This is a genomic window from Sphingomonas sp. SP4 (assembly GCF_058313375.1).
This window is the reverse complement of sequence record NZ_JBZFLE010000002.1, coordinates 447,375-473,066: the sequence shown is the minus strand read 5'-3', so window position 1 is coordinate 473,066 and position 25,692 is coordinate 447,375. Positions and strand designations below refer to the sequence as shown.

28 protein-coding genes are annotated in these 25,692 nt (G+C 62.9%); 9 read left to right on the top strand and 19 right to left on the bottom strand.

Features of this window, described 5'->3' with window-relative positions; genetic code table 11:
- Positions 1 to 161: 161 nt before the first annotated feature.
- From thiL to AC4GYV_RS11625, 4 genes are read right to left on the bottom strand one after another with little or no spacing between them, the layout of a single operon-like run.
- Entirely contained in the window at positions 162 to 1,142 is a 981-nt protein-coding gene (gene thiL, locus AC4GYV_RS11640; protein ID WP_491100869.1) for a thiamine-phosphate kinase, read from the bottom strand.
- Positions 1,139 to 1,600 carry a transcription antitermination factor NusB gene (nusB, locus tag AC4GYV_RS11635; protein WP_491100868.1) on the bottom strand — a complete coding sequence of 154 codons (462 nt, stop codon included), beginning with the start codon at positions 1,598 to 1,600 and terminating at the stop codon, positions 1,139 to 1,141. The genes thiL and nusB overlap by 4 nt, the downstream gene beginning before the upstream one ends.
- Positions 1,601 to 1,602: 2 nt before the next feature.
- Positions 1,603 to 2,511, bottom strand: a complete 909-nt coding sequence (locus tag AC4GYV_RS11630; protein WP_491100867.1) for an alpha/beta fold hydrolase — start codon at positions 2,509 to 2,511, stop codon at positions 1,603 to 1,605.
- Positions 2,508 to 3,404: a pirin family protein gene (locus tag AC4GYV_RS11625; RefSeq protein ID WP_491100866.1), complete on the bottom strand. Its 897-nt coding sequence runs from the start codon at positions 3,402 to 3,404 to the stop codon at positions 2,508 to 2,510. The genes AC4GYV_RS11630 and AC4GYV_RS11625 overlap by 4 nt, the downstream gene beginning before the upstream one ends.
- A gap of 266 nt (positions 3,405 to 3,670) precedes the next feature.
- Between AC4GYV_RS11625 and AC4GYV_RS11620 the strand changes: the two genes are divergently transcribed.
- The gene (locus tag AC4GYV_RS11620) at positions 3,671 to 6,727 is read left to right on the top strand and encodes an autotransporter outer membrane beta-barrel domain-containing protein (protein ID WP_491100865.1); all 3,057 of its coding nucleotides are present in this window, start codon (positions 3,671 to 3,673) and stop codon (positions 6,725 to 6,727) included.
- Positions 6,728 to 6,761: 34 nt separating this feature from the next.
- On the opposite strand, the gene AC4GYV_RS11615 is transcribed toward AC4GYV_RS11620, so the two are convergent.
- Positions 6,762 to 7,046, bottom strand: coding sequence for a BolA family protein (locus AC4GYV_RS11615; protein ID WP_491100864.1), 285 nt, complete (start codon positions 7,044 to 7,046; stop codon positions 6,762 to 6,764).
- A gap of 22 nt (positions 7,047 to 7,068) precedes the next feature.
- Between AC4GYV_RS11615 and AC4GYV_RS11610 the strand changes: the two genes are divergently transcribed.
- The gene (locus AC4GYV_RS11610) at positions 7,069 to 7,641 is read left to right on the top strand and encodes a J domain-containing protein (protein ID WP_491100863.1); all 573 of its coding nucleotides are present in this window, start codon (positions 7,069 to 7,071) and stop codon (positions 7,639 to 7,641) included.
- On the opposite strand, the gene AC4GYV_RS11605 is transcribed toward AC4GYV_RS11610, so the two are convergent.
- Genes AC4GYV_RS11605 through AC4GYV_RS11575 form a run of 7 tightly spaced genes read right to left on the bottom strand, consistent with a single transcriptional unit; the run spans position 7,638 to position 12,306 of the window.
- The gene (locus AC4GYV_RS11605; RefSeq protein ID WP_491100862.1) at positions 7,638 to 8,291 is read right to left on the bottom strand and encodes a glutathione S-transferase family protein; all 654 of its coding nucleotides are present in this window, start codon (positions 8,289 to 8,291) and stop codon (positions 7,638 to 7,640) included. The two genes, AC4GYV_RS11610 and AC4GYV_RS11605, sit on opposite strands and share 4 nt — an antisense overlap.
- Positions 8,288 to 9,031 (bottom strand): DUF899 family protein, encoded by a 744-nt coding sequence (locus AC4GYV_RS11600; protein WP_491100861.1) that lies wholly within the window; start codon positions 9,029 to 9,031, stop codon positions 8,288 to 8,290. The genes AC4GYV_RS11605 and AC4GYV_RS11600 overlap by 4 nt, the downstream gene beginning before the upstream one ends.
- Positions 9,024 to 9,521, bottom strand: a complete 498-nt coding sequence (locus AC4GYV_RS11595; RefSeq protein WP_491100860.1) for a VOC family protein — start codon at positions 9,519 to 9,521, stop codon at positions 9,024 to 9,026. The genes AC4GYV_RS11600 and AC4GYV_RS11595 overlap by 8 nt, the downstream gene beginning before the upstream one ends.
- A gap of 15 nt (positions 9,522 to 9,536) precedes the next feature.
- A complete protein-coding gene (locus AC4GYV_RS11590; RefSeq protein ID WP_491100859.1) occupies positions 9,537 to 10,364 on the bottom strand; it encodes a VOC family protein in 828 nt (275 codons plus the stop codon).
- Positions 10,365 to 10,403: 39 nt separating this feature from the next.
- Complete coding sequence (locus AC4GYV_RS11585) at positions 10,404 to 11,162, bottom strand: DUF1428 domain-containing protein (protein ID WP_491100858.1); 759 nt, start codon at positions 11,160 to 11,162, stop codon at positions 10,404 to 10,406.
- A complete protein-coding gene (locus AC4GYV_RS11580; RefSeq protein WP_491100857.1) occupies positions 11,159 to 11,839 on the bottom strand; it encodes a glutathione S-transferase family protein in 681 nt (226 codons plus the stop codon). The genes AC4GYV_RS11585 and AC4GYV_RS11580 overlap by 4 nt, the downstream gene beginning before the upstream one ends.
- A gap of 23 nt (positions 11,840 to 11,862) precedes the next feature.
- The gene (locus AC4GYV_RS11575; protein ID WP_491100856.1) at positions 11,863 to 12,306 is read right to left on the bottom strand and encodes a VOC family protein; all 444 of its coding nucleotides are present in this window, start codon (positions 12,304 to 12,306) and stop codon (positions 11,863 to 11,865) included.
- Positions 12,307 to 12,375: 69 nt separating this feature from the next.
- Between AC4GYV_RS11575 and AC4GYV_RS11570 the strand changes: the two genes are divergently transcribed.
- Together AC4GYV_RS11570 and cobS are read left to right on the top strand one after the other, a co-directional pair.
- A complete protein-coding gene (locus AC4GYV_RS11570; RefSeq protein WP_491100855.1) occupies positions 12,376 to 13,038 on the top strand; it encodes a winged helix-turn-helix transcriptional regulator in 663 nt (220 codons plus the stop codon).
- A 38-nt stretch (positions 13,039 to 13,076) separates the two neighbouring features.
- Positions 13,077 to 14,081, top strand: coding sequence for a cobaltochelatase subunit CobS (gene cobS, locus AC4GYV_RS11565; RefSeq protein WP_491100854.1), 1,005 nt, complete (start codon positions 13,077 to 13,079; stop codon positions 14,079 to 14,081).
- Between the two features lie 62 nt (positions 14,082 to 14,143).
- Here cobS and AC4GYV_RS11560 read toward each other — a convergent pair whose 3' ends face one another.
- Together AC4GYV_RS11560 and AC4GYV_RS11555 are read right to left on the bottom strand one after the other, a co-directional pair.
- Positions 14,144 to 15,955 carry a M10 family metallopeptidase C-terminal domain-containing protein gene (locus AC4GYV_RS11560; protein ID WP_491100853.1) on the bottom strand — a complete coding sequence of 604 codons (1,812 nt, stop codon included), beginning with the start codon at positions 15,953 to 15,955 and terminating at the stop codon, positions 14,144 to 14,146.
- Between the two features lie 37 nt (positions 15,956 to 15,992).
- Positions 15,993 to 16,439, bottom strand: a complete 447-nt coding sequence (locus AC4GYV_RS11555; RefSeq protein ID WP_491100852.1) for a hypothetical protein — start codon at positions 16,437 to 16,439, stop codon at positions 15,993 to 15,995.
- A gap of 276 nt (positions 16,440 to 16,715) precedes the next feature.
- On the opposite strand from AC4GYV_RS11555, the gene cobT reads away from it, so the two are divergent.
- On the top strand, positions 16,716 to 18,530 hold the full coding sequence (cobT, locus tag AC4GYV_RS11550; RefSeq protein ID WP_491100851.1) for a cobaltochelatase subunit CobT: 1,815 nt from the start codon (positions 16,716 to 16,718) through the stop codon (positions 18,528 to 18,530).
- Positions 18,531 to 18,736: 206 nt separating this feature from the next.
- Here cobT and rpmB read toward each other — a convergent pair whose 3' ends face one another.
- Positions 18,737 to 19,030: a 50S ribosomal protein L28 gene (rpmB, locus tag AC4GYV_RS11545; RefSeq protein WP_491100850.1), complete on the bottom strand. Its 294-nt coding sequence runs from the start codon at positions 19,028 to 19,030 to the stop codon at positions 18,737 to 18,739.
- A gap of 130 nt (positions 19,031 to 19,160) precedes the next feature.
- Between rpmB and AC4GYV_RS11540 the strand changes: the two genes are divergently transcribed.
- Together AC4GYV_RS11540 and AC4GYV_RS11535 are read left to right on the top strand one after the other, a co-directional pair.
- Positions 19,161 to 19,439, top strand: coding sequence for a hypothetical protein (locus tag AC4GYV_RS11540; protein ID WP_491100849.1), 279 nt, complete (start codon positions 19,161 to 19,163; stop codon positions 19,437 to 19,439).
- 55 nt (positions 19,440 to 19,494) lie between these two features.
- On the top strand, positions 19,495 to 19,923 hold the full coding sequence (locus tag AC4GYV_RS11535; RefSeq protein WP_491100848.1) for a nucleoside deaminase: 429 nt from the start codon (positions 19,495 to 19,497) through the stop codon (positions 19,921 to 19,923).
- Here AC4GYV_RS11535 and AC4GYV_RS11530 read toward each other — a convergent pair.
- The gene (locus AC4GYV_RS11530) at positions 19,920 to 20,531 is read right to left on the bottom strand and encodes an OmpA family protein (protein WP_491100847.1); all 612 of its coding nucleotides are present in this window, start codon (positions 20,529 to 20,531) and stop codon (positions 19,920 to 19,922) included. The genes AC4GYV_RS11535 and AC4GYV_RS11530 overlap by 4 nt on opposite strands.
- A 186-nt stretch (positions 20,532 to 20,717) precedes the next feature.
- Here AC4GYV_RS11530 and AC4GYV_RS11525 point away from each other — a divergent pair, with 186 nt between their 5' ends.
- The gene (locus tag AC4GYV_RS11525) at positions 20,718 to 22,061 is read left to right on the top strand and encodes a hemolysin family protein (RefSeq protein ID WP_491100846.1); all 1,344 of its coding nucleotides are present in this window, start codon (positions 20,718 to 20,720) and stop codon (positions 22,059 to 22,061) included.
- Here the strand turns inward: AC4GYV_RS11525 and AC4GYV_RS11520 are convergent.
- The 3 genes from AC4GYV_RS11520 to purD are packed head-to-tail and all read right to left on the bottom strand — an operon-like array spanning position 22,058 to position 24,303.
- Positions 22,058 to 22,543, bottom strand: a complete 486-nt coding sequence (locus AC4GYV_RS11520) for a helix-hairpin-helix domain-containing protein (protein ID WP_491100845.1) — start codon at positions 22,541 to 22,543, stop codon at positions 22,058 to 22,060. The two genes, AC4GYV_RS11525 and AC4GYV_RS11520, sit on opposite strands and share 4 nt — an antisense overlap.
- Positions 22,544 to 22,549: 6 nt before the next feature.
- The gene (locus AC4GYV_RS11515) at positions 22,550 to 23,047 is read right to left on the bottom strand and encodes a hypothetical protein (protein ID WP_491100844.1); all 498 of its coding nucleotides are present in this window, start codon (positions 23,045 to 23,047) and stop codon (positions 22,550 to 22,552) included.
- Positions 23,044 to 24,303, bottom strand: coding sequence for a phosphoribosylamine--glycine ligase (gene purD, locus AC4GYV_RS11510; protein ID WP_491100843.1), 1,260 nt, complete (start codon positions 24,301 to 24,303; stop codon positions 23,044 to 23,046). Before purD ends, AC4GYV_RS11515 begins: the two co-directional genes overlap by 4 nt.
- Here purD and xseA point away from each other — a divergent pair.
- Positions 24,296 to 25,690: an exodeoxyribonuclease VII large subunit gene (xseA, locus tag AC4GYV_RS11505; protein WP_491100842.1), complete on the top strand. Its 1,395-nt coding sequence runs from the start codon at positions 24,296 to 24,298 to the stop codon at positions 25,688 to 25,690. The genes purD and xseA overlap by 8 nt on opposite strands.
- Positions 25,691 to 25,692 lie beyond the last annotated feature (2 nt).

The following is a 25,692-nucleotide window of genomic DNA, read 5'->3' as shown; positions in this document are numbered from 1 at the left end:
CACGCTTCCCCGTTGTTTTTAGGCAAGCCGGCCTGGCCGGAGGAACTGGTTGGCCACCCGGAAGTGCGGAGGTTGTAGGAAGCGTTTTCGCGGCTGGCAACCGCGCTGGGTTAATGCCTCAGTGAAGCAAAAGCGCGACCATCACGCCTGACAAGAGGCCGCTAATGCCGATCGCCCATTGGCGGTACGGAAAGCCCCCGGCGGTGATCGAACGAATGCTCAAAACCCAATCTCTCCGGCAACGGAACGGGGTGGCCTTCATTCAGCAGACGGACCGATGGCGCGCCGGCCTCAAGGCTCCCGATGCGCTCAATCGTCGTCCCTTCTGGTAAAGAAAGTGTTGACGGGTCGACCTTCGGAGAGAGCGCGGCGAGGAGCGCATAGTCATCGCCGCCGGTGGCAGCGAATAGCCGGGCGTTCAGGTCCTGACCGCGATCCTCTATGAATGCGGCGGAAAGCGGAAGCGTGTCGAGGTGGATCCGCACGCGGCAGCCACTGGCCTGCGCCATCCGCTCCGCATCAAGGAGCAGGCCGTCTGACACGTCCATCATCGCGTTGGCGCGGGGGGCCAGTACTTGGCCCGCGCTGAGTAGCGGAACCGGGCGGCGATAGACTTCGACCAGCGGCCCGGTCGCATGGCGATCCGCCTGCAGCTGCGCCAACCCGGCGGCGGCATCGCCGACGGTTCCGATGAGCCACAGGGAATCTCCTGGCTTGGCACCGGCGCGGTCGGGTACTCTTTTGCCGGCGTGACCGATGGCGGTGAGGCCCAGCACGCGCGGCGCTCCGTCCGGCAGCGAAATCGTGTCGCCGCCAAGCAGTGGCAAGCCGTAGCTTTCGCAAGCGGCTTCGATGCCGCTCAGGAAGTCGAGCTCCCATTTGCCGGAGCTTGTGATTGTCAGGGAAAGAAGAGCCCCAGCCGGGCTCGCGCCTTTGGCGGCGAGGTCGGACAGATTCACTGCCACAAGCTTCCAGCCCACGCTGCCAGCGGGGTCGGAGCTCAGGAAATGGACGTGCTCGGCAATCGTGTCGTGGGTGATGACCAGGCGGCCCATCACCGCTACGTCGTCGAGCAGGCCACGCGCCTCGGGGGACGTGGCGATCCGACGAAGCCGCGCGATGACCTCCCGCTCACGCATCACTCAGCCCGCGCCGGCCTCGCCTCCTTCGCGATCGCGTCGAGGAGGCCGTTCACAAATCCGCTTTCGCGCTTGTCGTAGAAGGCGTGCGCGACATCGACATATTCGGAGATGACGGAGCCGACCGGAACGTCGGGCCGGGCGATCAGCTCATATGCGCCTGCGCGGAGGAGAGCACGCATGGGCCGGTCGAGCCGTTCGAGGCTCCAGCCCTCCGCCAGCCGTCCGCTGATCAGAATATCGATTTCCTCGCGCCGAGCATCCGCGCCGGTCACGATATCGTCGAAGAAGTCGCGCTCGGCATCGTGATAACGCTCATCCTCGATCGTCGCGCCGAGGCGATGGTCGTGGAATTCCTTGAGCAGGCGCGGCAGCGGCGTGCTCTCCATCTCATGCTGGTAGAGCGCCTGGACTGCCGCAAGCCGTGCGGCAGAACGGGAACGTGAACGGGCCTGGGTCATGTTCAGTTGGCCCTAGCGTCCGCAGGTGCCGCAAGGAAGGGCTCCAGCGTCTTCGCGACTTCCTCTCCCGCTTCCCAAGGTGCGAAGTGACCGGCCTCCGGAAGCTCCACCACAGTCAGGTCGTCGACCAGCTCATCCAGTCCATCCAGCTGCAGGGGAAGAAGCGCGCTGTCCTTCATGCCCCAGATCACCAGCGTCGGGATTGTCACCTTCGGGAAAGCGCGCAGCAACCAATCGGGCAATGGCACCGTGATACCCGGAGGCGGGACGATCATCTTTCCGGCGCGATACCAGTTGAGCATCGCATTGAAGCCGCCGGGCTGCGACCATTCAGCGATAAATTGCTTCCTTTCCGCCTCAGGAATCTTGGTCACGTCAACGTGACCAGCAAAAGTCTTGTCGAAGAACCAGTCGTACCCCTGCTTCTCGACGACCTTATCGAAGTTGGGTGTTCGGAACGCCGTGATATATTGGGAGGCGGCGCGCTGATCGCTGCTCTCGATCAGACTCTTCTGAAAGATGACCGGGTGAGGCGCATTGATGATGGCGAGCCGCTTGAGCCGTGGGTCGTTGCGTAGCGCCGAAGGCCAGGCAATCGCGCCGCCCCAGTCGTGGCCGACAAGAGCGAATTCCTGAAGGCCTAGGGCGTCGGCAAGGGCGAACATGTCATCTATCAAGGTGTCGGTCTTGTACGCGTCCACGTCCTGCGGCCGGTCGGAACCGGCGAACCCGCGCTGGTCGGGCATGATGAGATAGAATCGCTCAGCCAGCCGCGGCGCGACTTCACGCCAGGTGCGATGCGACTCCGGGAAACCGTGCAGCAGGATTACTGCAGGACTGGCGGGATCCCCTGCAAGTGCGACGTTGAGCGTCACTCCTGTACGAAGCGGGATCCGCCTGAACTGGGTCACGGATAGCTGACCGTTTTCGGCACCTCTGGAATGGGAATGAACTCCTGCTCATCGCCAGGGACGAGCGGGAAACGAAGCGCCTTCCAGTCGTCTTTCGCCTGGTTGATGCGGTCGCGTGAAGAGGAAACGAAGTTCCAGAAGACGTGGCGCGGCGTCTTCAAGGCCTCGCCGCCCAGCAGCATCGCGCGTCCCCCGCCGATGCTCGAAAGACGCGGCTCGTGTCCTGGCTTCAGAACGTAGAGCGTGAAGGGGTCGAGCCGCTCGCCATCGAGCTCGGCCGTGCCGCCGACCAGCATGATGGCGCGCTCGTCGGCGTTCGCTTCCACAGGAATCGATCCACCCGAGCCGAGCTCGATGTCGGCATAGATCGTCGAACTATGCTGCGGGGTCGCGGCGGTGGAGCCCCACAAGGTGCCCATCAGCACGCGCGCGCTGGTTGCACCGTCCTCGATCAACGGTAGGCCGTCCTCCGGCACATGGTCGAAAGCCGGGTCGATCTCCTCGCGCCCGTCGGGAAGAGCGAGCCACGTCTGCATCCCGTAAAGGCTTGGTCCGCCGGGCCGCAGCGCCTGCGGCGAGCGTTCGGAATGAACGATGCCGCGGCCTGCTGTCATTAGATTGATTGCGCCCGGCTCGATCACCTGGTGGGACCCGATGCTGTCGCGATGTTCGATGGCGCCTTCGAACAAATAAGTGACCGTCGCGAGGTTGATGTGCGGGTGAGGGCGTACGTCCATGCCTTGGCCAGCCGGGAGCCGCGCCGGGCCGAACTCGTCGACGAAGATGAAGGGGCCGACCATGGTTCGCTGCCGCGAGGGGAGGGTGCGATTGACCTTGAAAGCCCCGAGGTCATGCGTGACCGGGGAAATCGTCATTTCGAATGCTTCGTCCATGGTTCCGCCTTAACCTTCCCGAGCGTTGCGAGGAAGCGCGATACCGGTTCCAATGCCCTTTCAACGGCTTAACAGCTGTTCATCTTGGCTTCAGCTGTAAAAGCGCCTACGGGGCCTCGTTCCGGGGGTTCAACGGCCGTGGCGTTCGCCGCGTCCGGCTCCTCAATAACATAAGCATCCCTCTGCGCTGGCGTGCGGCGCGGATCGAGGATGCGCATGACAACCACCGGTAGCCGGGGGCTGCCGGACAAAAAGGGATCTACTCGATGCGCTTTCTCCTCGCGTCCACCGGGCTTGGCGCCCTGGCGGCAGTTCTCGCCATGCCTGCCAACGCCGAAACCGTCATCAGCACTGCTGTCACCACGCCTCAGCTGACCAGCACGACAGGCGACCTCCGGATCAGCTCGACAGGCTCAGTGAAGCCGACGACCGGCGTCGCCGTGACCATAAACAGCAACAATAATGTGAAGAACGAAGGCGTGATCCAGATCACCGGCGCGAACAACTCGGCCGGCATCGTCGCCAACCCGGGGTTCACCGGCAACATCACCAACAGCGGCTCGATCACGATCGACGAGAATTACACCGCCACGGATACCGATAAGGACGGCGACCTCGACGGACCGTTCGCGCAGGGAACCGACCGTTTCGGCATCCACGTGCTATCAGGCGGCACTTTCACCGGCGCACTCGTGAACACGGGTTCGATCACGATCGAGGGTAATCAGTCGGCGGGTATCGCGCTCGACAGCACGCTCAACGGTTCGCTCAGCAGCACCGGTGCGATCAACGTGCTCGGCGACAACAGTGTCGGCGTCCGGACGGGGAATGTCACCGGCAACGTAAGCATCGGCAGTGGCGGCAGCATCAAGGTGCAGGGTGCCAACGCAATCGGCGTCCAGATCGGCGGCGACATCGGTGGCGGCCTTATCCTTCAGGGCGTAGTCAATACGACCGGATACCGGTCCCTTACCGTTCCGGCGGATCCGTCCAAGCTCGACGCTGACGATTTGCTCCAAGGCGGCCCAGCGGTAGTCGTGGCCGGCAATGTCGCAGGCGGCATTCTGCTCGACGCTCCGCCGCCCGACCTCGATCCCAACAAGACCGACGAGGACAATGACGGGATCGCTGACGCAGCTGAAACCCGTGCGGATATCGCCAGTTATGGTTCGGCTCCGGCGATGGTCGTCGGCTCTACGACACAGGACATCAACGTCGGCACTGTCGCCGGGACGACGGCTGGCCTCGTCGTCCGTGGCAACATCACCGGCAACGGTATCTACAGCGGGATCAACTCGACCGGCCTGCAGATCGGTGGAACCGGCCATGCCGTGAACATCGCTGGCGGCATGACGATCAGCGGCAACATTCGCGCCACCGGCAACACCGCCAGCGCCACGGCGATCCACATCGGTGCTGGCGCCAACGTGCCGCAGATCACGAACACGGGCGCAATCAATGCGCAAGGTGGCGGAGCGGCTACGGCGGTTTCGCAGGGCATCCTGATCGATGCCGGTGCCACGGTGAACTCGCTGACCAACAGCGGCACGATCAACGTCATCCGCTCCGGCACCGCCGGTTCGGCGACGGCCATCGTCGATAATTCCGGAACGCTGAAGCTGATCCAGAACAGTGGCGTGATCGGAGTTAGCGATGCGGCGACGCTCGGCGACGTTGCGACGGCGATTGACGTGCGTTCGGTTTCGGGCGCCACGATCCGTCAGGTCGCTCCAGTTGCTACCGGCGCCACAGCTCCGGCGATCTCCGGAAACATCCTCTTCGGCGCCGGTGCGGACACGCTCGACGTTCAGGCAGGCACCGTCCTGGGCAAGATCGACTTCGGCGGCGGTGCGGACACGCTCAGCCTTTCGGGGACCGGCCTATTCCGCGGCACGCTTGCGAACAGCGGCAACCTTGCAGTGAATATCGGCAACGGCGGAACGCTCGACGTGAAGACGCTCGGCACCGTGAACCTCGGTTCCCTGAATGCAGGTACCGGATCGAACCTTGGCGTAACCATCGGTGACACCGGACACACGCTTTACAACGTCGCGGGCGCCGCGACGTTCGCAGCTGGTTCGAACATCGTCGTGACGCTCGACCGCGTTGGCACGCAGGAAGGCAGCTATACGATCATCGATGCGGGTACGCTTACCGGCGCCGGCAACCTTTCCGCTGTAAACCTGCCCTTCCTCTTCGACGGGACGCTGTCCTCGGACGCGACGTTGGGGACCGTGACGCTCGATCTTCAGCGCAAGAGCGCAAGTGAGCTCGATCTCAACAGCTCGGAAAGCGCGATCTTCGATGCGGCACTCGACGCTGCGGATTCGGACTCGATCGTTGCTGCGACGTTCCTCGCAGCGCAGAACGACAAGGATGTGAAGAACACGCTGCAGCAGCTGATGCCCGACCACGCTGGCGGTACGTTCGAAACGGCGACGAAGGGGTCAAGGCTCGCAGCTGAAATCCTCGCCGACCCGCGCCCGATGTCCGGTCTCTGGATCCAGCAAGTCGCGTGGGGATCGACCAAGTCGATCGGCGACACGTCCGGCTACAACCTCAAGGGCTGGGGAGCGACGGCAGGCTACGACATCGACGTGGGCGACTTGGGCAGTGTCGGCCTGACTGCAGCCTATCTCTGGGGCAAGGACGGCCACGACAATAACGAGCTGACCAGCAACCATTATGAAGGCGGCGTCTATTGGCGCGGCACGTTCGGGCAGCTTCACGCCTGGGCGCGCGCGACGGTCGGCTTCATCAAGTTCGAGAACAAGCGCTTCTTCAGCACGACGGTCGACGAGGCAGACCTGATCACTCGGACTGCCAAGGGCTCGTGGAACGGCACGCTCTACTCGGGCACCGCGGGTGTCTCGTACGACGTTCGTTCTGGACGCTTCACCTTCCGCCCAAACGGCTGGCTCGAATATTATAAGCTCAACGAGAAGGGCTACACCGAGACCGGTGAGAGCGATGCCTTCAACCTCACCGTCCAGAGCCGGAACAGCAACGAAGCCGCTGCGACGGGCATGCTCACCGTCGGATACGACTTCCTCAGCATGAACCCCGACGACGGCTGGGCGCGTGTGGAGCTGGAAGGCGGCCGCCGTCAGATTATCGGCGGAAGCCTCGGCAACACCACGGCCAACTTCAAGGACGGCGAGCAGTTCACGCTCGTGCCGGAAGACCGCACCAGCGGCTGGCGTGGCGGACTGCGCGTCGTTGGCGGTGGTTCTTCGATGAACTTCGTCGCGGAGGTCAACGCTGAACAGCAGCAGGGCGACGTCTCTGTGGGCGGCCGGATCGGCGTCTCGCTCGCGTTCTAACCTCTGAAGGGGCGGCCCTAAGGGTCGCCCCACTTCATTCGTTTGGAGCCGTCGCGCGGATCGACAATGCGTGGACGCGTTCGCGCATGAGGTCGCCGAGCGCGGTGTAGATCATGCGCTGCCGCTCGACACGCGACTTGCCCGCGAACGCGGCGCTTTCGATGCGCAGGCTGAAGTGGCTCTCGCCCGCCGGATTGTAGCCGCCATGGCCGCGATGCTGCTCGCTATCGTCGACCAGCTCGATGCTGCTGGGCGAAAGCGCCGAATTGAGCCGCGCGAGCATTTCAGTCGCCACCGGACCGGTTTTTTGAGCGTTCATTGGACCTATATAGAAAGGTTCTATGGCTTCGAAACACGCGAGGATGCACGGACGGGTCGAGGGGGCGAGGGCGAAGTGCGCCGTCCCAGGCTGCGATGCGCCCGGCGAGTTCAAGGCGCCGCTTCAGCCCGCCAACTTCGATGGTCCGGGAGCCTGGCGCTTCCTGTGCCTGGACCATGTCCGGGAACACAATTCCAAATATAACTTCTTCGAGGGCATGAGCCCGGACGAGATCCACCACGCCCAGTCCCCACTGGCCGGATGGGAGCGTCCGAGCCGGCGCTTCGCTTCCAACGGCGCCGACCCGCCGCCCAAATGGAGCGACTTCTCCGACCCCCTCGAAGCAATCTCCGGGCGCTTCGGACATATCCGAAAGTCCGAGAGGCCGTCGCGCTTCAGTCGGGATGAGCAGCGTGCGCTGTCGGTGCTCGGCCTCGGCGAGGACGCCGACCGTCACTCGATCCGCCAGCGCTACTCGGGCCTCGTGCGGCGATACCACCCCGACAAGAACGGCGGCGACCGGTCGTACGAAGGCCGCCTCACCGAAGTGATCGAAGCCTACCAGCTGCTGAAGAAGGCGCCGGCTTTCGCTTAATCCCGGTCTGGCGCGCCAAGCGGGAAGTAATGCCGGTAAGGCCGTCCCTCATCGACCGCGCGGGCGACGGCGGGATGTGCCAATAGCCGCTGCCGATAGGCTTTCAGCTTCGGCCTGCTGTCGCCCATCTCCTCGACCCAGTCCGCATAGAAGAGCGACGGCGCCGCCGCGCAGTCGGCCATCGTGAACTGCTCGCCGACGGCATAAGGCTCGCCGACCTGACCCTCGAGCCAGTCGTACGCGATGTGCAGCTTCTGCCGCGCCCGCTCGACACCGAATGCATCCTGGGTGCCATCGGGTCTAAGCTTGTCGGCGACCGGGACCTGCATGTTGCCCATGACGTAAAGGTCGAGGAAGCGGTCCAATAGGCGAACGCGCCGGCCGAGCTCGCCATCAGGGATCCACACGTTCTTGCCCGGATAGTAGGCCTGCAGATGCTCGATGATCGGCGTGCTTTCGATCACCGGCTGTCCGTCATCCAGCAGAAGCGGAAACAATCCGAACGGCGAATGCCGTTTCAGGATCTCCGCGTTTTCCGGATACTCCCGCTCCAGCAAGCGGTACTCGAAGGGCGTCTCGTTCGCCCAAAGAGCGATCAGGACTTTTTGCGTGTAGCTGCTGAACGGGTGACCGAAGAGTTCCAGGCTCACGCATTATACTCCAGCTTCGGATACCAATCCGTCCCACGCCCGCCGGGCGTCCAGTCGAGGATGTTCCAGAGCGGCGTCGGATCGGGCGCAAGGTGCGGATCGAAGCCGGGGTCGGCGGTCTCGGGGCCACCCTCGGCGGCCCAGAACAGCCTCACTTTGTCGCCCTCGCGCTTCCACACCTGAACCATCGCCCACTCGCTTCCGTCGTCTTGGAGGCCGCGATAATCGCGAGCGAAGTCGTCGCCGACCGTCTGGTAGAACTTGAGGTTGTTCCAACCGCGTTCGCGAGCGAAGTCGAGCTGACGTGCGACGGGCGAACGCCCGATGATCGCCATCGAAATCCGCTGTTCGATGTCCACCGCCGGAATGTCGAGCGAACCGACGAATGACGTGCACATCGGGCAGGGGCGCTCACGCTCGGGACCGTACATCCAGAAGTAGGTAAAGAGCGTGTCGTGCCGGCCGAACAGGTCGGCGAGACGATGCTCCTTTCCGTCCGCGTCCAGGAACCTGTAGCGGTCACTGGCTTCGCCTCCGTCCGGCAAAGCGCGGCGCATCTCCGCCACGCGCTGAATGTGGCGCCGAAGTTCGATTTCCTCCGCCAACAATTCCGTGCGCGCCTCGCGATACTCCGGACTTTCGTTCGGGAATGGTTGGCTGCCGCGCCGGGCCATGTCCATCGCGGGCCTAAGCCCACTCGTGCCGGCCCGGTCGAGCAGGGCGTCCGATACGTCAGGCATCGACGCTCTCCCCGCGCAGCGCGGCCTGGATCCTGGCGATGTCGATCTTGCGCATCGTCATCATGGCTTCGAACGCGCGCTTGGCTGCCGCCGCGTCTGAACTCGTAGTGGCATCCAACAGCACGCGCGGCGTGATCTGCCAGGAGAAGCCCCACTTGTCCTTGCACCAGCCGCAGGCGCTTTCCTCGCCTCCGTTGCCGACAATGGCGTTCCAGTAGCGGTCCGTCTCGTCCTGGTCCTCCGTCACGACCATGAAGCTGACCGCCTCGTTGGGCTTGAAGTTCGGCCCCCCGTTCAGCCCGACAAATGAGTTGCCGAGCACGGTGAACTCAACCGTGAGTTCGACGCCTTCATTGCCGCCCGGGAAGTCCCCGGGCGCCTTGTTGACCTTGCCGACGTGGCTGTCGGGAAAAACCGAGGCATAGAATTCCGCCGCCTTGCGCGCCTCGCCGTGGTCGAACCAAAGGCAGGTCGTCATCTTATTGGTCATTTCGCCACTCCCCTCTCACTCGCCGCCCACGAGCGCGAACTCCGCGCCCTGTGGATCGCTGCCGATAATGATCCAGTCGCCGGTCGGAACCTGATGCGGACCCATGCCGACAGTTCCACCTTTCTGCTCGACGATTTCCTTGGCCTTTGAGATCGACGGCACACGGAAATAATAGCGCCACCTGGTCGAGTGCCCGGGCATGGTGCCGCAGAAGGCGCCGATGCGCTGACCTTGATGGTCCCAGAAGCGATAGTCGCCGAGTTCGCCCATCGGCATGAAATCGTCGCTGCTCCAGCCGAACTGACCGTCATAGAATTTGCGAGCTCCCGCGGGGTCCGAGGTCGACAGCTCGTTCCAGCTGACGCGCTGCTCTGCCGTCGGCGAGAAGACGTCGCTCTGGGCGTTCGGATCGCCCTGCGGCGGTTGTGGCTTCATGATGTAGAAGGGCGCTCCCTGCGGGTCGGTCACCATCGCGATCCGCCCGACGCTGGGGATGTCCATCGCGGGCATCATGGCCTTGCCGCCGGCCGCCTGGATCTTGCTGATCGCCTGGTCGACGTCGGGCACGTAGATGTAGCCGAGCCAGGTCGGACGGGCGCCGCCCTGCTTCATGTCTTCGGTTAGCTCGAGCACGCCGCCGGCGAAGCCGCCATCGCTGCGGTTGATCATCCGATAGCCCTGATATTCGGGGGCACCTTCGCCGATGTTCCAGCCAATGACGGCGTCATAGAAGGCCTTCGCGCCTTCGGCGTCCGGGGTCATCAGCTCGTACCAGATATACGCTCCGGTCTGATCGGAACCGGTGGTTTGCGTGGGCGCAGTGGTGTCACGAACGTCGGTCATGGTCCGACCTCCTCGTTGCAGATTGGAATAGTGGCCGCGTCAGGCTGAGACGGGCGTGCCGGATTGCTGAGCGGTCTGCTGCCCGGCCGAATCGACGATCTTGTCGAAGCCGCCCCAGAACATGCGCTTGCCGTCGAACGGCATGTCGCCTTCGGGCTTCAGACTCTCGTCCGACATGATCTTGGCCCACCCTTCGTCGCGGGTCTGCTTGTCGGGCCATTCGATAAACGAGAAGACGACTTGCTCACCATCTTCGGCTTTGACCGCGCGGTAGAAGTCGGTGACCTGGCCGTGCTTCACGTCGTCGCCGAACGCTTCCACGACCCGGCTGGCGCCGTGCTGGCGGAAGACCTTGGCCATTTTTGACGCCAGCTCGCGATAAGCCTCGCGCTTGCCCTCGGGCACCGGAACGACGAAGCCGTCCGCGTAGCTGCCGCCGGGAGCGCCTTCTTCGACGATCGCGTCAAAACCAGCGTAGATCATGCGCTTGGCGTCGAACGGCATGTCCTTGCTCATTTCCTGCATGCGCGGATCGTTCGTCATGGCGTCGGTGGCGGAAACGCGCGCTTCCTTGCCGGGATATTCGAACCAGGAGAAGACGACCTTCTCATTCGGTTGCGCGTCGACCGCCTTGCGGAAGTCGGTGACCTTCCCTTCGGGCACGTCGCTGTCCCAAGCCTCGACGACGCGCCTCACGCCGAACTGACGGAACAGGGGCTCTGCCTCCACGGCGTGCTTGCGATAGGCCTCCCGGTTCTCTTCCGGAACCGGGACGATAAAGCCTTCGAAATAGGTCATGCTGCCTCTCCCTGGGGTTGATGCTCGCCGAACACCGCAAGCTGATCGGACAAGGCCCTTTGGAACGCGGGCCGTGCTTCCCCGCGCTTCACCAGCGCGGCAAGGTTGGGATAGCCATCGAGGATGCCGGTGCCCCTGAGCTGGCGGAGCACGGCAACGAACATCAAGTCGCCGATCGTGAAGCGGTCCTCGAGCCACTCCTTGTCGCCGAGCGCATCGGACATGCACTTCAGGCGATAGTTGAGCCGCTCGACGAATTTGGGCCGCGCTCCCTCGGTCCAGGCTTCGCCTTTGTTGAAGATGTTGATCATCGACAGCGGGAGGATCGCGGGCTCGACGCTGTTGAGCGCAGCGATGAGCCAGGCGATTCCCCGCATGCGGGCCGCATGGTCCGACGGAAGCAGGCGCTCATCCTGCATTCCGAGGTGGATCAGGATTGCGCCGCTTTCGAATAGCTCGACCTGATTGTCCTTGTAGATCGGCACCTGGCCGAACGGCTGTTCGCAGAAATATTCCTCGGGGCGCGGCTTGGTCGCGTCGAGAAGACGGACGCGATAGGGGCGTCCGATCTCTTCCAGCGCCCAGCGGATGCGCAGGTCTCGAACGAGGCCCTGCGCAAACTCTGGGACCCAGCGGAACGCCGTAATCTCGATCTCGGCATTGGGATCGACTGGCATCTCACCCTCCTAATCTCGCATTGTTACGCGGCGGTGGCCTCATCGACGGGATGCGCGCCTTTTTCGGCGAAGCTCGGGTCCATCCACATCGGCTCCCAATGGTGACCGTCGGGATCCTCGAAACTGCGCCCGTACATCGCGTCGCCCATCTCCTGCTTGGGTGCGATGTCTGCCTTTCCGCCTGCAGCGGCCGCGGCGTCGGTAATGCGATCTACCTCAGCCGGGCTGTCGCAGGAAATGCACAGGAGCACCTGACTGCTGCTGTGCGCATCCGCAATCGGCTTGCGGGTGAACGTGCCATAGAAGGGATGAGTGAGCAGCATGACGGAGATGGTGTCGGACAGGACCATCATCGCCGCTGCGTCATTGCTGAACTTGGGTTCGTTGCGGAAGCCAATGGCTTCGTAGAACGCCTTGGATCGCTGCAGATCCTCCACCGGCAGGTTCACGAAAATCATGCGCGACATTCTCATTCTCCCTTTTGAACGCGACTCGATTCGCTTGCTTTTTGCCGTCCTGAGTCATAAATTGCAACTATGCAGTTAGAAAAACTAACTAGACAGGAAAAGCGGCGCTACGAGGACGCTTGCGGCCTGGCGCATGCGCTCGACCTGCTCGGGGAACGTTGGGCGATGCTCGTCCTGCGTGAGCTGGCCTACGGACCCCGGCGCTTTTCGGACCTGAAGAGTGACCTTCCCGGGATCAGCGCCAACGTGCTGACCCAGCGGCTTACGGAGCTGGAGTCGCGCGGCCTCGTGAGGAAAGCGAAGCTTCCCCCGCCAGCGTCGATCCAGGTCTATGAGGCGACCCCGTGGGGTCTGGAGGCCGTGCCTGTCATTGCCTCGCTCGGCCGCTGGGCTGCCCGGAGCCCGTTGCACGACCCGGCGCTGCCGATGAGCCACGTCTCGATCGTCATGTCGCTGCAGACGCTGATCTCGGCAGAGCGTGCCGCTGGCCTCGATGCACGTATTGGTTTTCGCTTTGGCGATACCTCGTACGTCACGACCGTCGCTGACGGTAAACTCGAGGTGCAGCGCGGCGAGGCGAAGGATTGCGACGTGACTTTCGTCGGAACGCCGACCGAAATTGCTGCCGTAATCCATGGCGGCGCGCCGCTTGAAATGATCGGGATCGAGGGGGACCAGGCGTTGGCGAGGCGCTTCCGAACGCTCTTTCCGTTGCCCGAAAAGGTCGGATGAACGTTGAGACCGGCGGTCCCATCCCGTAAGGCGCCCTCATGACCGATCTATCCAACGTCCAGCCAGAGAGCCGCGCCGAAACCTTGCTCGCCGCACCCGACAAGGTCGTGAAGGTGCGCGAATTGTTCGGCGTCGACTCCGACATGGAGGTGCCGGCGTTTAGCGAGGCGGACGAGCGAGTTCCCGATCTCGATCCGACTTACGTATTCGACGCAAACACCACGCTCGCGATCTGCGCGGGCTTTTCGAAGAACCGGCGCGTGATGGTCCAGGGCTATCACGGCACGGGCAAGTCGACCCACATCGAACAGGTCGCCGCACGGCTGAACTGGCCGCTCATCCGCATCAATCTCGACGCGCATATCAGCCGCATCGATCTGGTGGGCCGTGACGCGATCGTGCTTCGCGAAGGCCAGCAGGTCACGGAGTTCCGCGAGGGCCTTCTGCCGTGGGCGCTTCAGCATCCGGTCGCCCTGGTATTCGACGAATATGACGCGGGTCGCCCGGACGTCATGTTCGTGATCCAGCGCGTGCTTGAGGCTGAGGGCAAGCTGACCTTGCTCGATCAGAACCGCGTGATCCGGCCGAACCCCTGGTTCCGCTTGTTCGCAACCACCAACACGGTTGGCCTCGGCGACACCACCGGTCTCTATCATGGCACGCAGGCGATCAATCAGGGCCAGATGGACCGCTGGAACATCGTCACCACGCTCAACTACCTGCCCGCCGCGGTCGAAGCGCAGATCGTGCTCGCCAAGTCCGGCGAATATGACGAGCCGGGTGGCAAGGAGATCGTGGACAAAATGATCAAGGTTGCCGAACTTTCCCGCCAAGGCTTCATCAACGGCGACATTTCGACGGTGATGAGCCCGCGTACCGTGATCAGCTGGGCGCAGAACGCACACATCTTCGGCGACGTCGGCTATGCTTTCCGCGTCTCGTTCCTCAACAAGTGCGACGAGGCGGAGCGGCCGCTGATTGCCGAATATTACCAGCGCGTCTTCGGCAATGATCTGCCGGAGAGCGTCGTCTCCAAGGCTTAAGCCCCCAAAAGAAAAGGCGCCCCGGTTTCCCGAGGCGCCTTCCTTTTCACGTCTGACTTCGATCAGGCGAACAGGAAGTCGTTCGCCGTCACTCCGTTGGTGTTCAGCAGGATCATGCCGATGTCGGCGCTGGTGCTAGTGTCGGTGTTCGCGAAGACCACCGTCACCGGGCCGCTGACACCGCCGGCACCATAGTGGCCGTCGATATCGATGCCCAACGCGTTCTCGGCACCATTGATGCTGTCGTAGACCTTGAACGTCAGGTCGCCGGCCGACCTGCCGGAACCACCAAAGTGCATGACATGGTCCAGATCGCTTACGTCGATCTTGTCTAGGCCCTTGGTGAAGTCGGTGATCACATCCCAAGAAAGGCTGCCGGCCTTGGATGCGCTCTTCGTGCCTTGCTCGGCGATGAAGATGTCGTTGCCTGCACCCATCTTGACCACGTCGAAGCCGTCGCCCGTGATGAAGGTGTCGTTACCGGCATTGCCGACGAGCAGGTTGCCGAGGGCGTTGCCCTTCAGCGTGTCATTGCCGACGCCGCCGATCGCATTCTCGATCTTTGCACCATAAGCGATGGCGATGTTGTCGTGCAGCGAACCGTCTGGATTGAGCGCATACTTGGCCAGGAAGTTCTGCCATTGCGTTTCGGTCGTGATGCCCAGTGCGGCCATGTCCCGCGCCTTCACCGCATCGGTCACCTTATTGCCAGCGCTGCTGAAGGCGCCTTCGTTGAGGTCAATGACCGAATTCGAGTTGAAGCCGGACAGGTCGAGCGTGTCGTTTCCGCCCGCATCCCAGATCGTCAGCACCGGGTGGTCATTCTTGGTGAAGTCGAAAACGTCCTTACCTGCAGTGCTGTTGAACCCGTACACCGTGTCTCCGGTACGCGTGGTCATATCGGCGCCGTACATCCGCTGAACGGTGTAGACGTCATGGACCGCCGGGGTCTGCGCGTAGAGGATCGTCAGGTTGTCGAGATTAGCAGCGCTCTGGCCGGTCACGTTGCCCAGGAAGTAGCTCATGATCGTGTATTGATTTGAGTCCTGGTAGAAGTAGGCATCCTTCGCGTACGTGATCGGGCTGCCGTTGCTGGCGTTGTAATCGCCGCCGTGCGACAGGCCGAGACTGTGACCCAGCTCGTGCGTGATCGCGAAGTTGCCGTACGAGCCGTACGAGAAATTGGAGAAGGAATTGTCCGCCGGACGGTTCAGGATGGTGCCGCCATTGCCGCCATTCGGGGCATTGTAGTACCAGTTGATCATCACGTCGCCGCTGATCTTCCCGTACTCTTCGGTGCCGTAATATTGGTCGATCGCTTCCGCCTGCGGATAGTAGGCATGAGCGCCGGCAGCGGTGCTCATGTAGACGGCGCCGAACATGATGTCGGCTTCAGTTCCCGGGGCGGCCTGCTCAAACTTCACGTTGATCAGATCGTCCCACGAGCTGATCGCATTTGCCGCGGCGACCTGCTGGTCGGCGCGGAACGCTTCGAACATCTTGTATGTCTCGGCGTAGTATGCATCCGCGTTATAGGCTGTCCCGTCAGTGTCGCGCAGTTCATGGAAATAGCTCTCCATGAACTGATCGTAGGTCCAGAAGCCGTAGGTCAGTACGCCGTCATTCAGGGCGCCATAGTTGCCCTCGGTCCAAGTCGTGCCGGTACGATTCAGGTTGTCGGCAGCGTGCTCAACGTCCCAGATTTCCTTACCGTTTGGCGCCGTGGTCCCTGCATATGGATCCGCAGACACGTCCAAGGTCGGAGCAAAGGACACCGGGCCGTCGGCTGACAAGCTGTTCGTGTGAATTTCGAGAACGTCCGGCGCAAAGTTCTCCGGAGCGTCGCCGGCAGCAAGCGTAGTACTGGTTTTCATTACACATACCCCTGTTACAAAATTGTTTGGGACCCAGTTAGAGATCTGATCTGATCGGTCGTTGCAGCTTGGGTGGAGCTGATCCGAGAATGGCTGCAAACGCATCGACGGGCCCCTGAACAACCAACTTGTTCTGAAGCCGCGCGAGTTGCGCTTCGGACTTGATCGGATTGCCTTTCTCGAAATTCGGATAGTTGCGCGATGGCGTGACGGTCAGCGTCAGGGCGCCGCGATCGGACTTCGCTATAGCGGCCGAAAGCGAGACGCGCAGCAGAAGTTGGTCGCTTTGACGAGGCTCTGAAGGATCGAGGTCCGTCGCGGTTGCGGCGGCGACTGGAAGACGGGTAGCGGACTGCGCCTTCTTGACGAGCTGACCGCAGATTTCGCGCACTTCCACGCTGGTCAGGGTTGAATCGGCATCGCAGGTGATGACTACACGTTCGACGCCCATCAGAGCTCGCGCGGGGACCTCCGCCTTGGCCATGCTTCCCCCCGCTACAAACACGAACAAAGTGAACGCCTTACGATACACCACGTTGCCCCCGAATCATGGTTAGCGAACGTTAATGTCTTCATTTCTCAAGCATTTTTCATGCGTGTCAATGGCCGTTTACGTTTCGGGTGAGTCCCGATCTGGGGCGCACGATGCTTGCCTGCGCTGTCTCATAAAAGGATTTCTTGGCTCATCGGCAGGCGCTTATAGGCTCGATCATGAGCCTTACTCTGGCAGTGAAAACTTCGCGACACGGAGGCGGTAAGTTTGACTGAACGCATCGATGTCTTCCGCCGCGCCCTCGCCAGCGCGTCGCGGGCGATCGCGAAGGATGCGGAGCTGGATGTCGCATTCGCTTCGGAGCCGGCGACGTCGCCAGGCAAGATCGCTCGCGTGCCATCACCCGGCGCGGGGCTCGAACCCAAGCTGGTCGCGGAAGCTCGGGGAGCGGCCGACGCCGCAGCGCTGAGGCTTCGGCACCATGACGCGCGGCTGCACTCACGGATCGCGCCACTCGATGCCGATGCTCGGGCCGTGTTCGATGCGCTTGAAACCGCCCGCGTCGAGGCGCTCGGGGCGCGCTCGATGGGCGGCGTTCGCGAAAATCTCGCACATCTGACCGACGCGCGTGTCCGCGGCGACGCGATCGTTCGGGCACGGAATGCCGAGGAGGTTCCGCTAGCGACAGCTGTAAGCTTGATCGCTCGCGAGCGACTGACGGGTGACGCTCCGCCGCCATCGGCCCTTCAGGGACTGAGGCTCGTTTCGTCCTGGATCGAAGAGAAAGCGGGCGCCGAGCTCGATTTGCTTGCACTGACGCTCGACGACCAGGCTGCCTTCGCGAAGCTCTCGAGGCAGTTGCTCGAGGACCTCGAGCTCGCGTCGGCAGAAGATCCGCTCGAAGAAGAGCCGGACGAAGGCGGCGATGACGAAGAGGGCGACGAGGGGGGCAGCGAGGATGCCGCCGAAGAGGGCGACGAAGGGACGCCGGGCGGCGGCGATGTCGAAATGCGCGGTGAGGAGACGGAGGACTCCTCAGGCGAATCCGACAGTAGGCAGGAAATGGAGGCCGGGGAGGAAGAAGCGGCTCCCGGCGACGATCTGGCGGAGAGCGTGTTTGCGTCGCCTTCACGGCGCAATTGGGAGCTCTCACCCGAGACCGATTACAAGGCCTTCACCACGCGGTTCGACGAGATCGTGGAGGCGGCGGAACTTTGCGACGAGGAGGAGCTCGGGCGCCTGCGCGCCTACCTCGACCAGCAGATGGGTGGCCTGCAAAATGTCGTCACAAGGTTGGCCAACCGCCTGCAGCGGCGGCTCATGGCCCAGCAGGCGCGAAGCTGGGACTTCGATCAGGAAGAAGGCTTGCTCGACTCCGGGCGGCTTGCTCGCGTGGTCATCAGCCCAGGTCATTCGCTCAGCTACAAGGTCGAGCGCGACACCGAATTTCGCGACACCGTCGTGTCGCTGCTGATCGACAATTCAGGATCCATGCGCGGACGCCCGATCGCCATCGCCGCAATCTGTGCCGACATCCTGGCCCGCACGCTAGAGCGGTGCGGGGTTGCGACCGAAGTTCTGGGATTCACGACCCGGGGCTGGAAGGGCGGCCAGAGCCGCGAGGCGTGGCTCGCCGCGGGACGACCACCGAGCCCGGGCCGTCTGAACGACCTTCGGCATATCATCTACAAGCGCGCGGACGAGCCTTACCGCCACTCACGCCGGCATCTCGGCCTGATGATGCGGGAAGGGCTTCTCAAGGAGAATATTGACGGCGAGGCGCTGCTCTGGGCGCACAATCGCCTGATCGCTCGGCCGGAAGAACGGCGAATCCTGATGGTGATCTCCGACGGCGCGCCGGTCGACGATTCGACCGCGAGCGCAAACGGCGGAAGTTATCTGGAGCGCCACCTACGACAGGTGATCGAGTGGGTCGAGCGGAAGTCGCCGGTGGAGCTGATCGCGATTGGCATCGGCCATGACGTGACGCGCTACTACAGCCGTGCGGTGACCATCATGGATGCGGACCAGCTCGCTGGTGCAATGGTCGACCAGTTGGCGCAGCTGTTCGAGACCCCATAAAAAATCGGGCCCGATGCACACACGCGCATCGGGCCCCCCTCGTTACGCGACGCGAGGGAAAACGTCTGTTTCCAGACATGACGGGGAAAAGGGGAAAACCCCGTCGATAGCAGGGCTTATGACCGATTCGGGGCCAATGGATGCTGAACGCAGGTTACAGCCTACGTTCAGGAAAATCCGTTGATCTTCAGAAGCTTAGGACAGGCTTAGGCAGCCTGGGCAGAAGCCTTCTTGACGATCTCGCGCTTGATCTTGCGAGCCTTCGTGCTGAGCTTCTCGTCGCTCGTCTTCAGCAGCCAGTTGTCGAGGCCGCCGACATGCTCGACCGAACGCAGGCCGTGCGTCGAAACGCGCAGCTTCACGCTCTGTCCGAGGGCGTCGGAAATCAGCGTTACGTTCTGCAGATTCGGCAGGAACGTACGCTTGGTCTTGTTGTTGGCGTGGGAAACGTTGTTACCCACCTGCCGGCCCTTGCCGGTCAGCTCGCAAACGCGCGACATGATCTAATCCTGATTTCTTGGACGAGCCAAAGGCCCGAAGAGCGCCGCCCGTTAGCGGGTCCAAGCTTTCGCGTCAACGTTTCAGCCGGGGAACGCGGCAACTCAACAACCATATCTGCGTTAGGGGCGTATGCGCGCTTTAATCCTCGTCTTGATCGTCGCCGTCGTCGCGATCCTCGCAGCGGTCGGTACCGGCTTCGTCAATATCAACCAGGTCCGCCCTGCACAGGCGCCTGAAGTGGCGGCGACGCACAACGGCATCACTGCAAAGGGCGGCCAGGCGCCCGCGTTCGACGTGGAGACAGGCTCGGTCAAGGTCGGGACCAGGGACGCGAATGTGAAGGTGCCTTCGCTCGAGGTCGTGCCTCCGCAGAATCAGACGGCAGCGACAACCAACAACGCGATGTGACTTGAAGCCTCGGCTCCGCTAGCCGGAGCGCGTGAGCTTTCCCCTTCCTCCTCCGATGCGGCGCGCACTGGAGCTTGCAGCCGAGGCTGCGGCTGACGGCGAAGTGCCTGTGGGCGCGGTGGTGACGAGGGGTGAGCGAATTGTCGCCGAGACGCGCAATGCTATGCGGGGTTCGCTCGATCCTACCGCGCATGCGGAGATGGAGGCGATCCGCGCCGCGGGAGTTACGCTGGGAACCTCACGCCTGGACGAGTGCACGCTTTGGGTAACGCTGGAGCCTTGCCCGATGTGCGCCGCAGCCGTCTCGATAGCGCGCCTGAAAGAGCTGAGGTTCGGGGCGGAGGATCCGAAGGGCGGGGGCGTGGTGCACGGCCCGCGAATCTTCGCGCAGCCGACCTGCCACCACCGACCGGACGTGCTTGGAGGTATCGGAGAGGCCGAGGCCGCCGAGCAGCTCAAGCGGTTCTTCGCCGAACGACGCTAGCCGACGTAGGGAATCAGTCGGATTTCAATCCGCCGATTGCCCGCCTTTTCGATCTCGGTCTCGTCCGGATTGTAGAGCGGGGCCGATTCGCCGAATCCATGCGAGCCGATCCGGGCCTTCGAAACACCATGGTTGGCGAGATAGGTTGCAACGGCAGCCGCACGTTTCCCCGAAAGCGCGAGATTGCCTTGCGGCGTACCCGTCGTGTCGGTGTGAGCGAGGACGTCCACATAGGTCTGGTTCTTGGTCTTCACGGTCCGCGCGATTTCCAGAAGCGTCGCGTCCGTCGACGGCTTCACGGCCGAGCTTCCCGCGTCGAACGTGAAAGTCGCGGGAATACGAATCACAATGCTATTGCCGACGGTGAGGACGTCCAGCCCGATGCCGGCAGTTTGTTGGCGGAGTTCTTGGGCCAAGGTCATCATATAATAGTTTGCGGCGGCGGGATTGAGCGGCTTGATCTTCGCGGCGCGCATCTTTGCCGAACGCGCCTTGTAGCCGCCCGTCGGAGCTCCTGAGAGATAAGGCGCACTGACACCCAGTGGCGTGAACGCTGCGGGCCGAACCATCGGCGGCGGAGCCGTCTCGCAGCCCGCGATCGCGAGCATGGAACAACCCAGAATGGCCGCTGCAAGCGGACGGCGAATGTGCATAATGTCGTTGCTCCCAAGCCCAGCAGACAAGTCGATGAAACCGGATCTAGTCGGGATGGTTCCGCCTGTGAACTGAGCCCGTGCTTATGCCGGCGCTTGTGATTGAGCATCAGCCAAGGTTACAACACGTTCACAACGCCCATGAGCGATCATTTATCTCCCATTCCCTGGATCGACGTCCTCATCATCTTCGCCCTGATCTGCCTTAACGGCGTTCTGGCGATGAGCGAGCTGGCGATCGTGTCCTCCCGAGACGCGCGTCTCAAAGCCCTGGCCAAGAGTGGCAGCCGCGGCGCGCAGTCCGCCCTGGATCTCGCCGCCGACCCAGGTCGCTTTCTGTCCACGGTTCAGACGGGGATCACTCTCATCGCCATTTTTGCCGGAGCCTTCTCCGGGGCCAGCCTTGGCGAGCCAACGGCGCAGCGTGTGGAAGCGCTCGGGCTCGATCCGAAAACGGCGCACACCGTAGGCTTTGGACTGGTGATCGTTCTCACGACTTATTTCTCGCTCGTGATTGGTGAGATAGTCCCGAAGACCATCGCGCTCCGCTCGCCCGAGCCGATCGCTGCAGTGATGGCCCGACCGATGCTTTGGCTATCGAAGATTACCGCTCCATTCGTGTGGCTCCTCGATAAGTCGAGCTCTCTGATCTTCCGCTTGATCGGCCTCGATAAGGAATCGAAGAATCAGGTGACGGCCGAGGAACTGCACTTGGTGGTCGCAGAAGCGCAGACCGCTGGCGTCCTCGAAGAAGACGAACGGGCGATGATTTCCGGCATCGTCCGCTTGGCCGACCGGCCGGTTCGAGAGGTAATGACTCCTCGGACGGAGATCGATTGGATCGACATCCATTCGACGCCTGAAGAAGTTCGTTCTTCACTGCTCGAGACGGCCCACAATCGCATCCCGGTGGCGGATGGTTCCGTCGAGAATATCGTCGGCGTGATTCAGACGCGCGACGTGCTAGCGGAAGTGCTGCTAGGCCGGCCGATCGACCTGCAGAAGGTCTGCCGCAAGGCACCTGTCATCCCGGACCTCATGGACGCGATGGACGCGCTTGCGGTCCTCAGGAACTCCGATGTGCCGCTCGCGCTCGTTCACGACGAATATGGACATCTCGACGGCATCGTGACGCCCGGAAGCATCCTCGCGGCCCTGGCCGGCACGTTCGCCAGCGATCTGGATAGGAGCGAGGAGCCCGCGCTCGTCGAGCGCGAGGACGGGAGTTGGCTGGTTTCGGGCGCGGCAAGCGCCGATCTGCTCGGCGACCGCTTAGGAGTGAACCTCCCCGCCGATCGCGACTATTCGACCATCGCGGGCTTTGCGCTCTCGGTTCTGAAGCACCTTCCCGAGACTGGGGAGACCTTCAAATATGACGGTTGGAGCTTCGAGGTCGTCGACATGGACGGCCGCAAGATCGACAAGTTGATCGCCTCCCGCCCGCGCAAGCGGCCCGCCGAAGCGCAGGCTGAAGCAGTCGGCTAGAGCTTTCCGAACTTTTGTTCGAACCCGTCGGTGTCTCCGCGCGAGAGATAGTCGGCCTGCTCGACGACGCGATCGCGGGTCAGGCGGCCGCTGAAGGGCCCGAGCTGGCCATCGAGACGCTCGATCTCGTTCGGTGTCAGGGCAGCGAGCTGATCAAACCGGCTGAAGCCAAGACTCTGCAGCCGGTCCCTAAACTTCGGGCCTACCCCTTTGAGCCTGGAGAGGTCGTCGCCTTCGGCCTTCGTCCCGTCGAGCTTTTCGTGGACCGGAGCGCCGATCAATTCGCCCGTGACGTCGCTTGTCGCAGCTGCGACTTCGCCCGGAAGGCCGCGCCCTTCAGGCGGCGCGGCGTTCGTCATATGAGGGCGGATGGGAGCGCTGTCCGTCAGCTGCACCCGCTGACGCGGACGCAGCAAGATGAACGCCAAGACCAGCGCGACGACAATGACAATGACCCACCAATATTCGCGGATAAGATCCATTACTGATCACCAATTCCATTGAGCGTTGTAACGACGGTGAAGCTCGATGAGATAGGCGAGCCCCAAACCGAAAAGAAAGCCAAGCACGGCGGCGAACAGCGCTTCGATGATCAGCGGAATCCCGCCTCTGTCCGACCAGGTCGCACTGCTGACACCCGGGACGGTCTTCATGATCCGCACCAGATAGTCGCGCTGGAAATCGTCGCCCGGCCCCGAAAGCATCACGCGCCTCGTAAGCGGACCGTGGTGGAGATGGCCGCTTACATTCTGCATCTCCCATGAATCGAGCGACAGGCGAACATCGCTTTCGACTTTGGCCGAGAAGCGATCGGCAGCACCGAATGGGCCATGCCACAGCGCGGTTGCGGCCAGCGCGATGACCAACGCTCCTGCCAAGAAGGTCCGCCGCTTGGCTGGCTTGCGATAGCCAATCGTCGAACCCAACAAGCCAGCGATGAGGCCGGCAACGAAGATCGGCCAGAAATAAGCCCAGAAGGTGCTCATGCGTGGCCCCGTTCCAGCTCTCGCCAGCCAATGTCGCGGCGATGGAAGCCGTCTGCGAAATCGATCTGGTCGACCGCCCGGTAGGCACCGGCCCGCGCGTTGGCGAATGTGTCTGCGACGGCGGTTACGGCAAGGACACGGCCGCCCTTCGCAACTAGCCCTTCATCCGCTTGGGCCGTCCCGGCATGAAAGACGGTAACCCCTTCGACCTGCTCAGCTGCCTCGATCTCCCGAATCAGGCCACCGGTGGCTGGCGTTCCGGGATAGCCGCACGCAGCCACGATCACGGTCATCGAATGTTTCGGCGCAAGCTTTGGCGGTTGGATCTTGGCGAGGCGGCCCGTGGCCACAGCCGCGAGCAGCTCGGCGAAGTCGCCCTCGATGAGCGGCATGATGGCTTCGCATTCGGGGTCGCCGAAGCGCACATTATATTCGATCAGCTTGGGGCCATCGGTAGTCAACATCAGGCCTGCGTAAAGAACACCGCTGAACGGAGTTCCCACATCCGCCAGAGCCTTGGCTGTCGGAAGAACGATTTCATCCATCGCGCGTCGCTGGAGCTCGGGCGTGAGGATTGGCGCTGGAGCATAAGCTCCCATGCCGCCCGTGTTTGGCCCCGTGTCGCCTTCTCCGACACGTTTGTGGTCTTGGGCTGAAGCGAGGGACACGGCGGTCTCGCCATCGACCAGCGCGAACAGGCTCGCCTCTTCGCCCTCCAGGAACTCCTCGATGACCATAGGTCCGTCGCCTGCCGCGTCGATCGCGGCTTCCGCTTCCGCGCGGGTCATGGCCACGGTGACACCCTTGCCGGCCGCGAGACCGTCGGCCTTTATGACGACCGGTATGCTGAAGCGGTCGAGGGCCGCTCGCGCATCGGCGGCGAGATTGACCCGAACATAATCAGCGGTCGGAATCCCGTTGGCCTGGCACAGGTCCTTGGTGAATCCCTTCGACCCCTCGAGCTGAGCAGCGGCGGCATTCGGCCCGAATACCGCGATGCCATTGTCGCGCAATACATCGGCGACGCCCGCGACCAAGGGAGCTTCGGGACCTACGACGACCAGGTCGATTGAATTCTCGCGCGCTGCATCGAGGACCGCCTGCGGATCGCATGGGTCCAACCTGATGCAATCGGCCCAACGAGCGATGCCCGGATTTCCGGGTGCGGCGATCAGCCGATCGCAGCTCGGTGATTGCCTAAGCCGCCATGCGAGCGCATCTTCACGTCCGCCCGACCCCAACAGTAGAATGTTCATGGATCTCCCTGACGACACGCGTGCCGGCCTGTTAGCGAACGTCGCTCCCGGCGACAATTCGCCCGCGCTCAGCGTCAGCGAGCTGTCGGGAGCGCTGAAGCGGACGATCGAGAACGCCTTTGGCCAAGTTCGGGTGCGCGGCGAAATTTCCGGCTTCAAGCGCCACGCTTCCGGTCACTGCTATTTCACGCTCAAGGATGAGACGGCCTGCATCGATGCAGTCATCTGGCGTAGCGGGGCAGGGGCACTCGCTTTCCGGCCGGAAGACGGCGCCGAGGTCATCGCGACCGGCAAGCTCACGACCTATCCAGGGCGGTCCAAGTACCAGATCGTAATCGACCGGATGGAACTGGCGGGTGAAGGCGCGTTGCTGGCCTTGCTCGAACGGCGTCGCAAGGCTCTTGCGGCCGAGGGGCTGTTCGACGCGACCCGCAAGCGCAAGCTTCCGTTCCTGCCCCGCGTGATCGGCGTAGTCACCTCGCCGACTGGCGCAGTCATTCGCGATATCCTTCACCGGCTCGAGGATCGCTGTCCGACGCGCGTGATTGTCTGGCCCGTCGCAGTGCAGGGAGAGGGGGCAGCGGCCCGCATCGCGGCCGCGATCCGTGGTTTCCCTGAAGTCGAGCCGAAACCCGACCTTCTCATTGTTGCGCGAGGCGGTGGCTCCATCGAAGACCTGTGGCCCTTCAACGAGGAGGAGGTCGTCCGAGCGGCAGCCGATTCGCCGATCCCGCTGATCTCCGCGGTCGGCCATGAAACCGACACGACCCTCATCGATCACGCCGCCGACTTGCGCGCGCCGACGCCGACGGCCGCGGCGGAAATTGCCGTCCCGGTCCGCTCGGAATTGTTCGCGCAGCTGGGCGAATTCGCACACCGGGCGCAGCAATGCCTTTCACGGCGAGTGGAGCGGAGCCGGGAGCGCTTCGACTTGGCTGCTTGCCGCTGGCCGGAGCCGCAGTCGATCCTCGCTCCTGTAACCCAGCGCCTCGATGAGCTGGGCGAACGACTGCCACGATCGCTTTCTGCGCGCGCTGGGAACGCGCGCGCCGACCTCAACCTGGTCTCCGGACGACTTCGGCGAGAGCTGATGGATGCAAAGATCATTCGCTTGTCAGAGCGCTTGTCCGCGGCTTGGAAGATGGCCGAGCTTGTACATCCGGACTGGCCGCTGAGCCGGGGATTCGTGCGGGTGACCGATCGCGCCGGCAAGACTTTGACGCATGTAGCGGACGCGCGCGCCGCGCGCGAACTGCGGCTGCGCTTCGGCGACGGCGAAGTGGACGCGACCGTCGGAAGCACCGCCGCACCGCCCCGGGTTGAGCGGACGCCGCGTCGATCCTACATCGCACCTCAACCCGGCCTCTTCGACGAGGCGGAGGAGTAGAC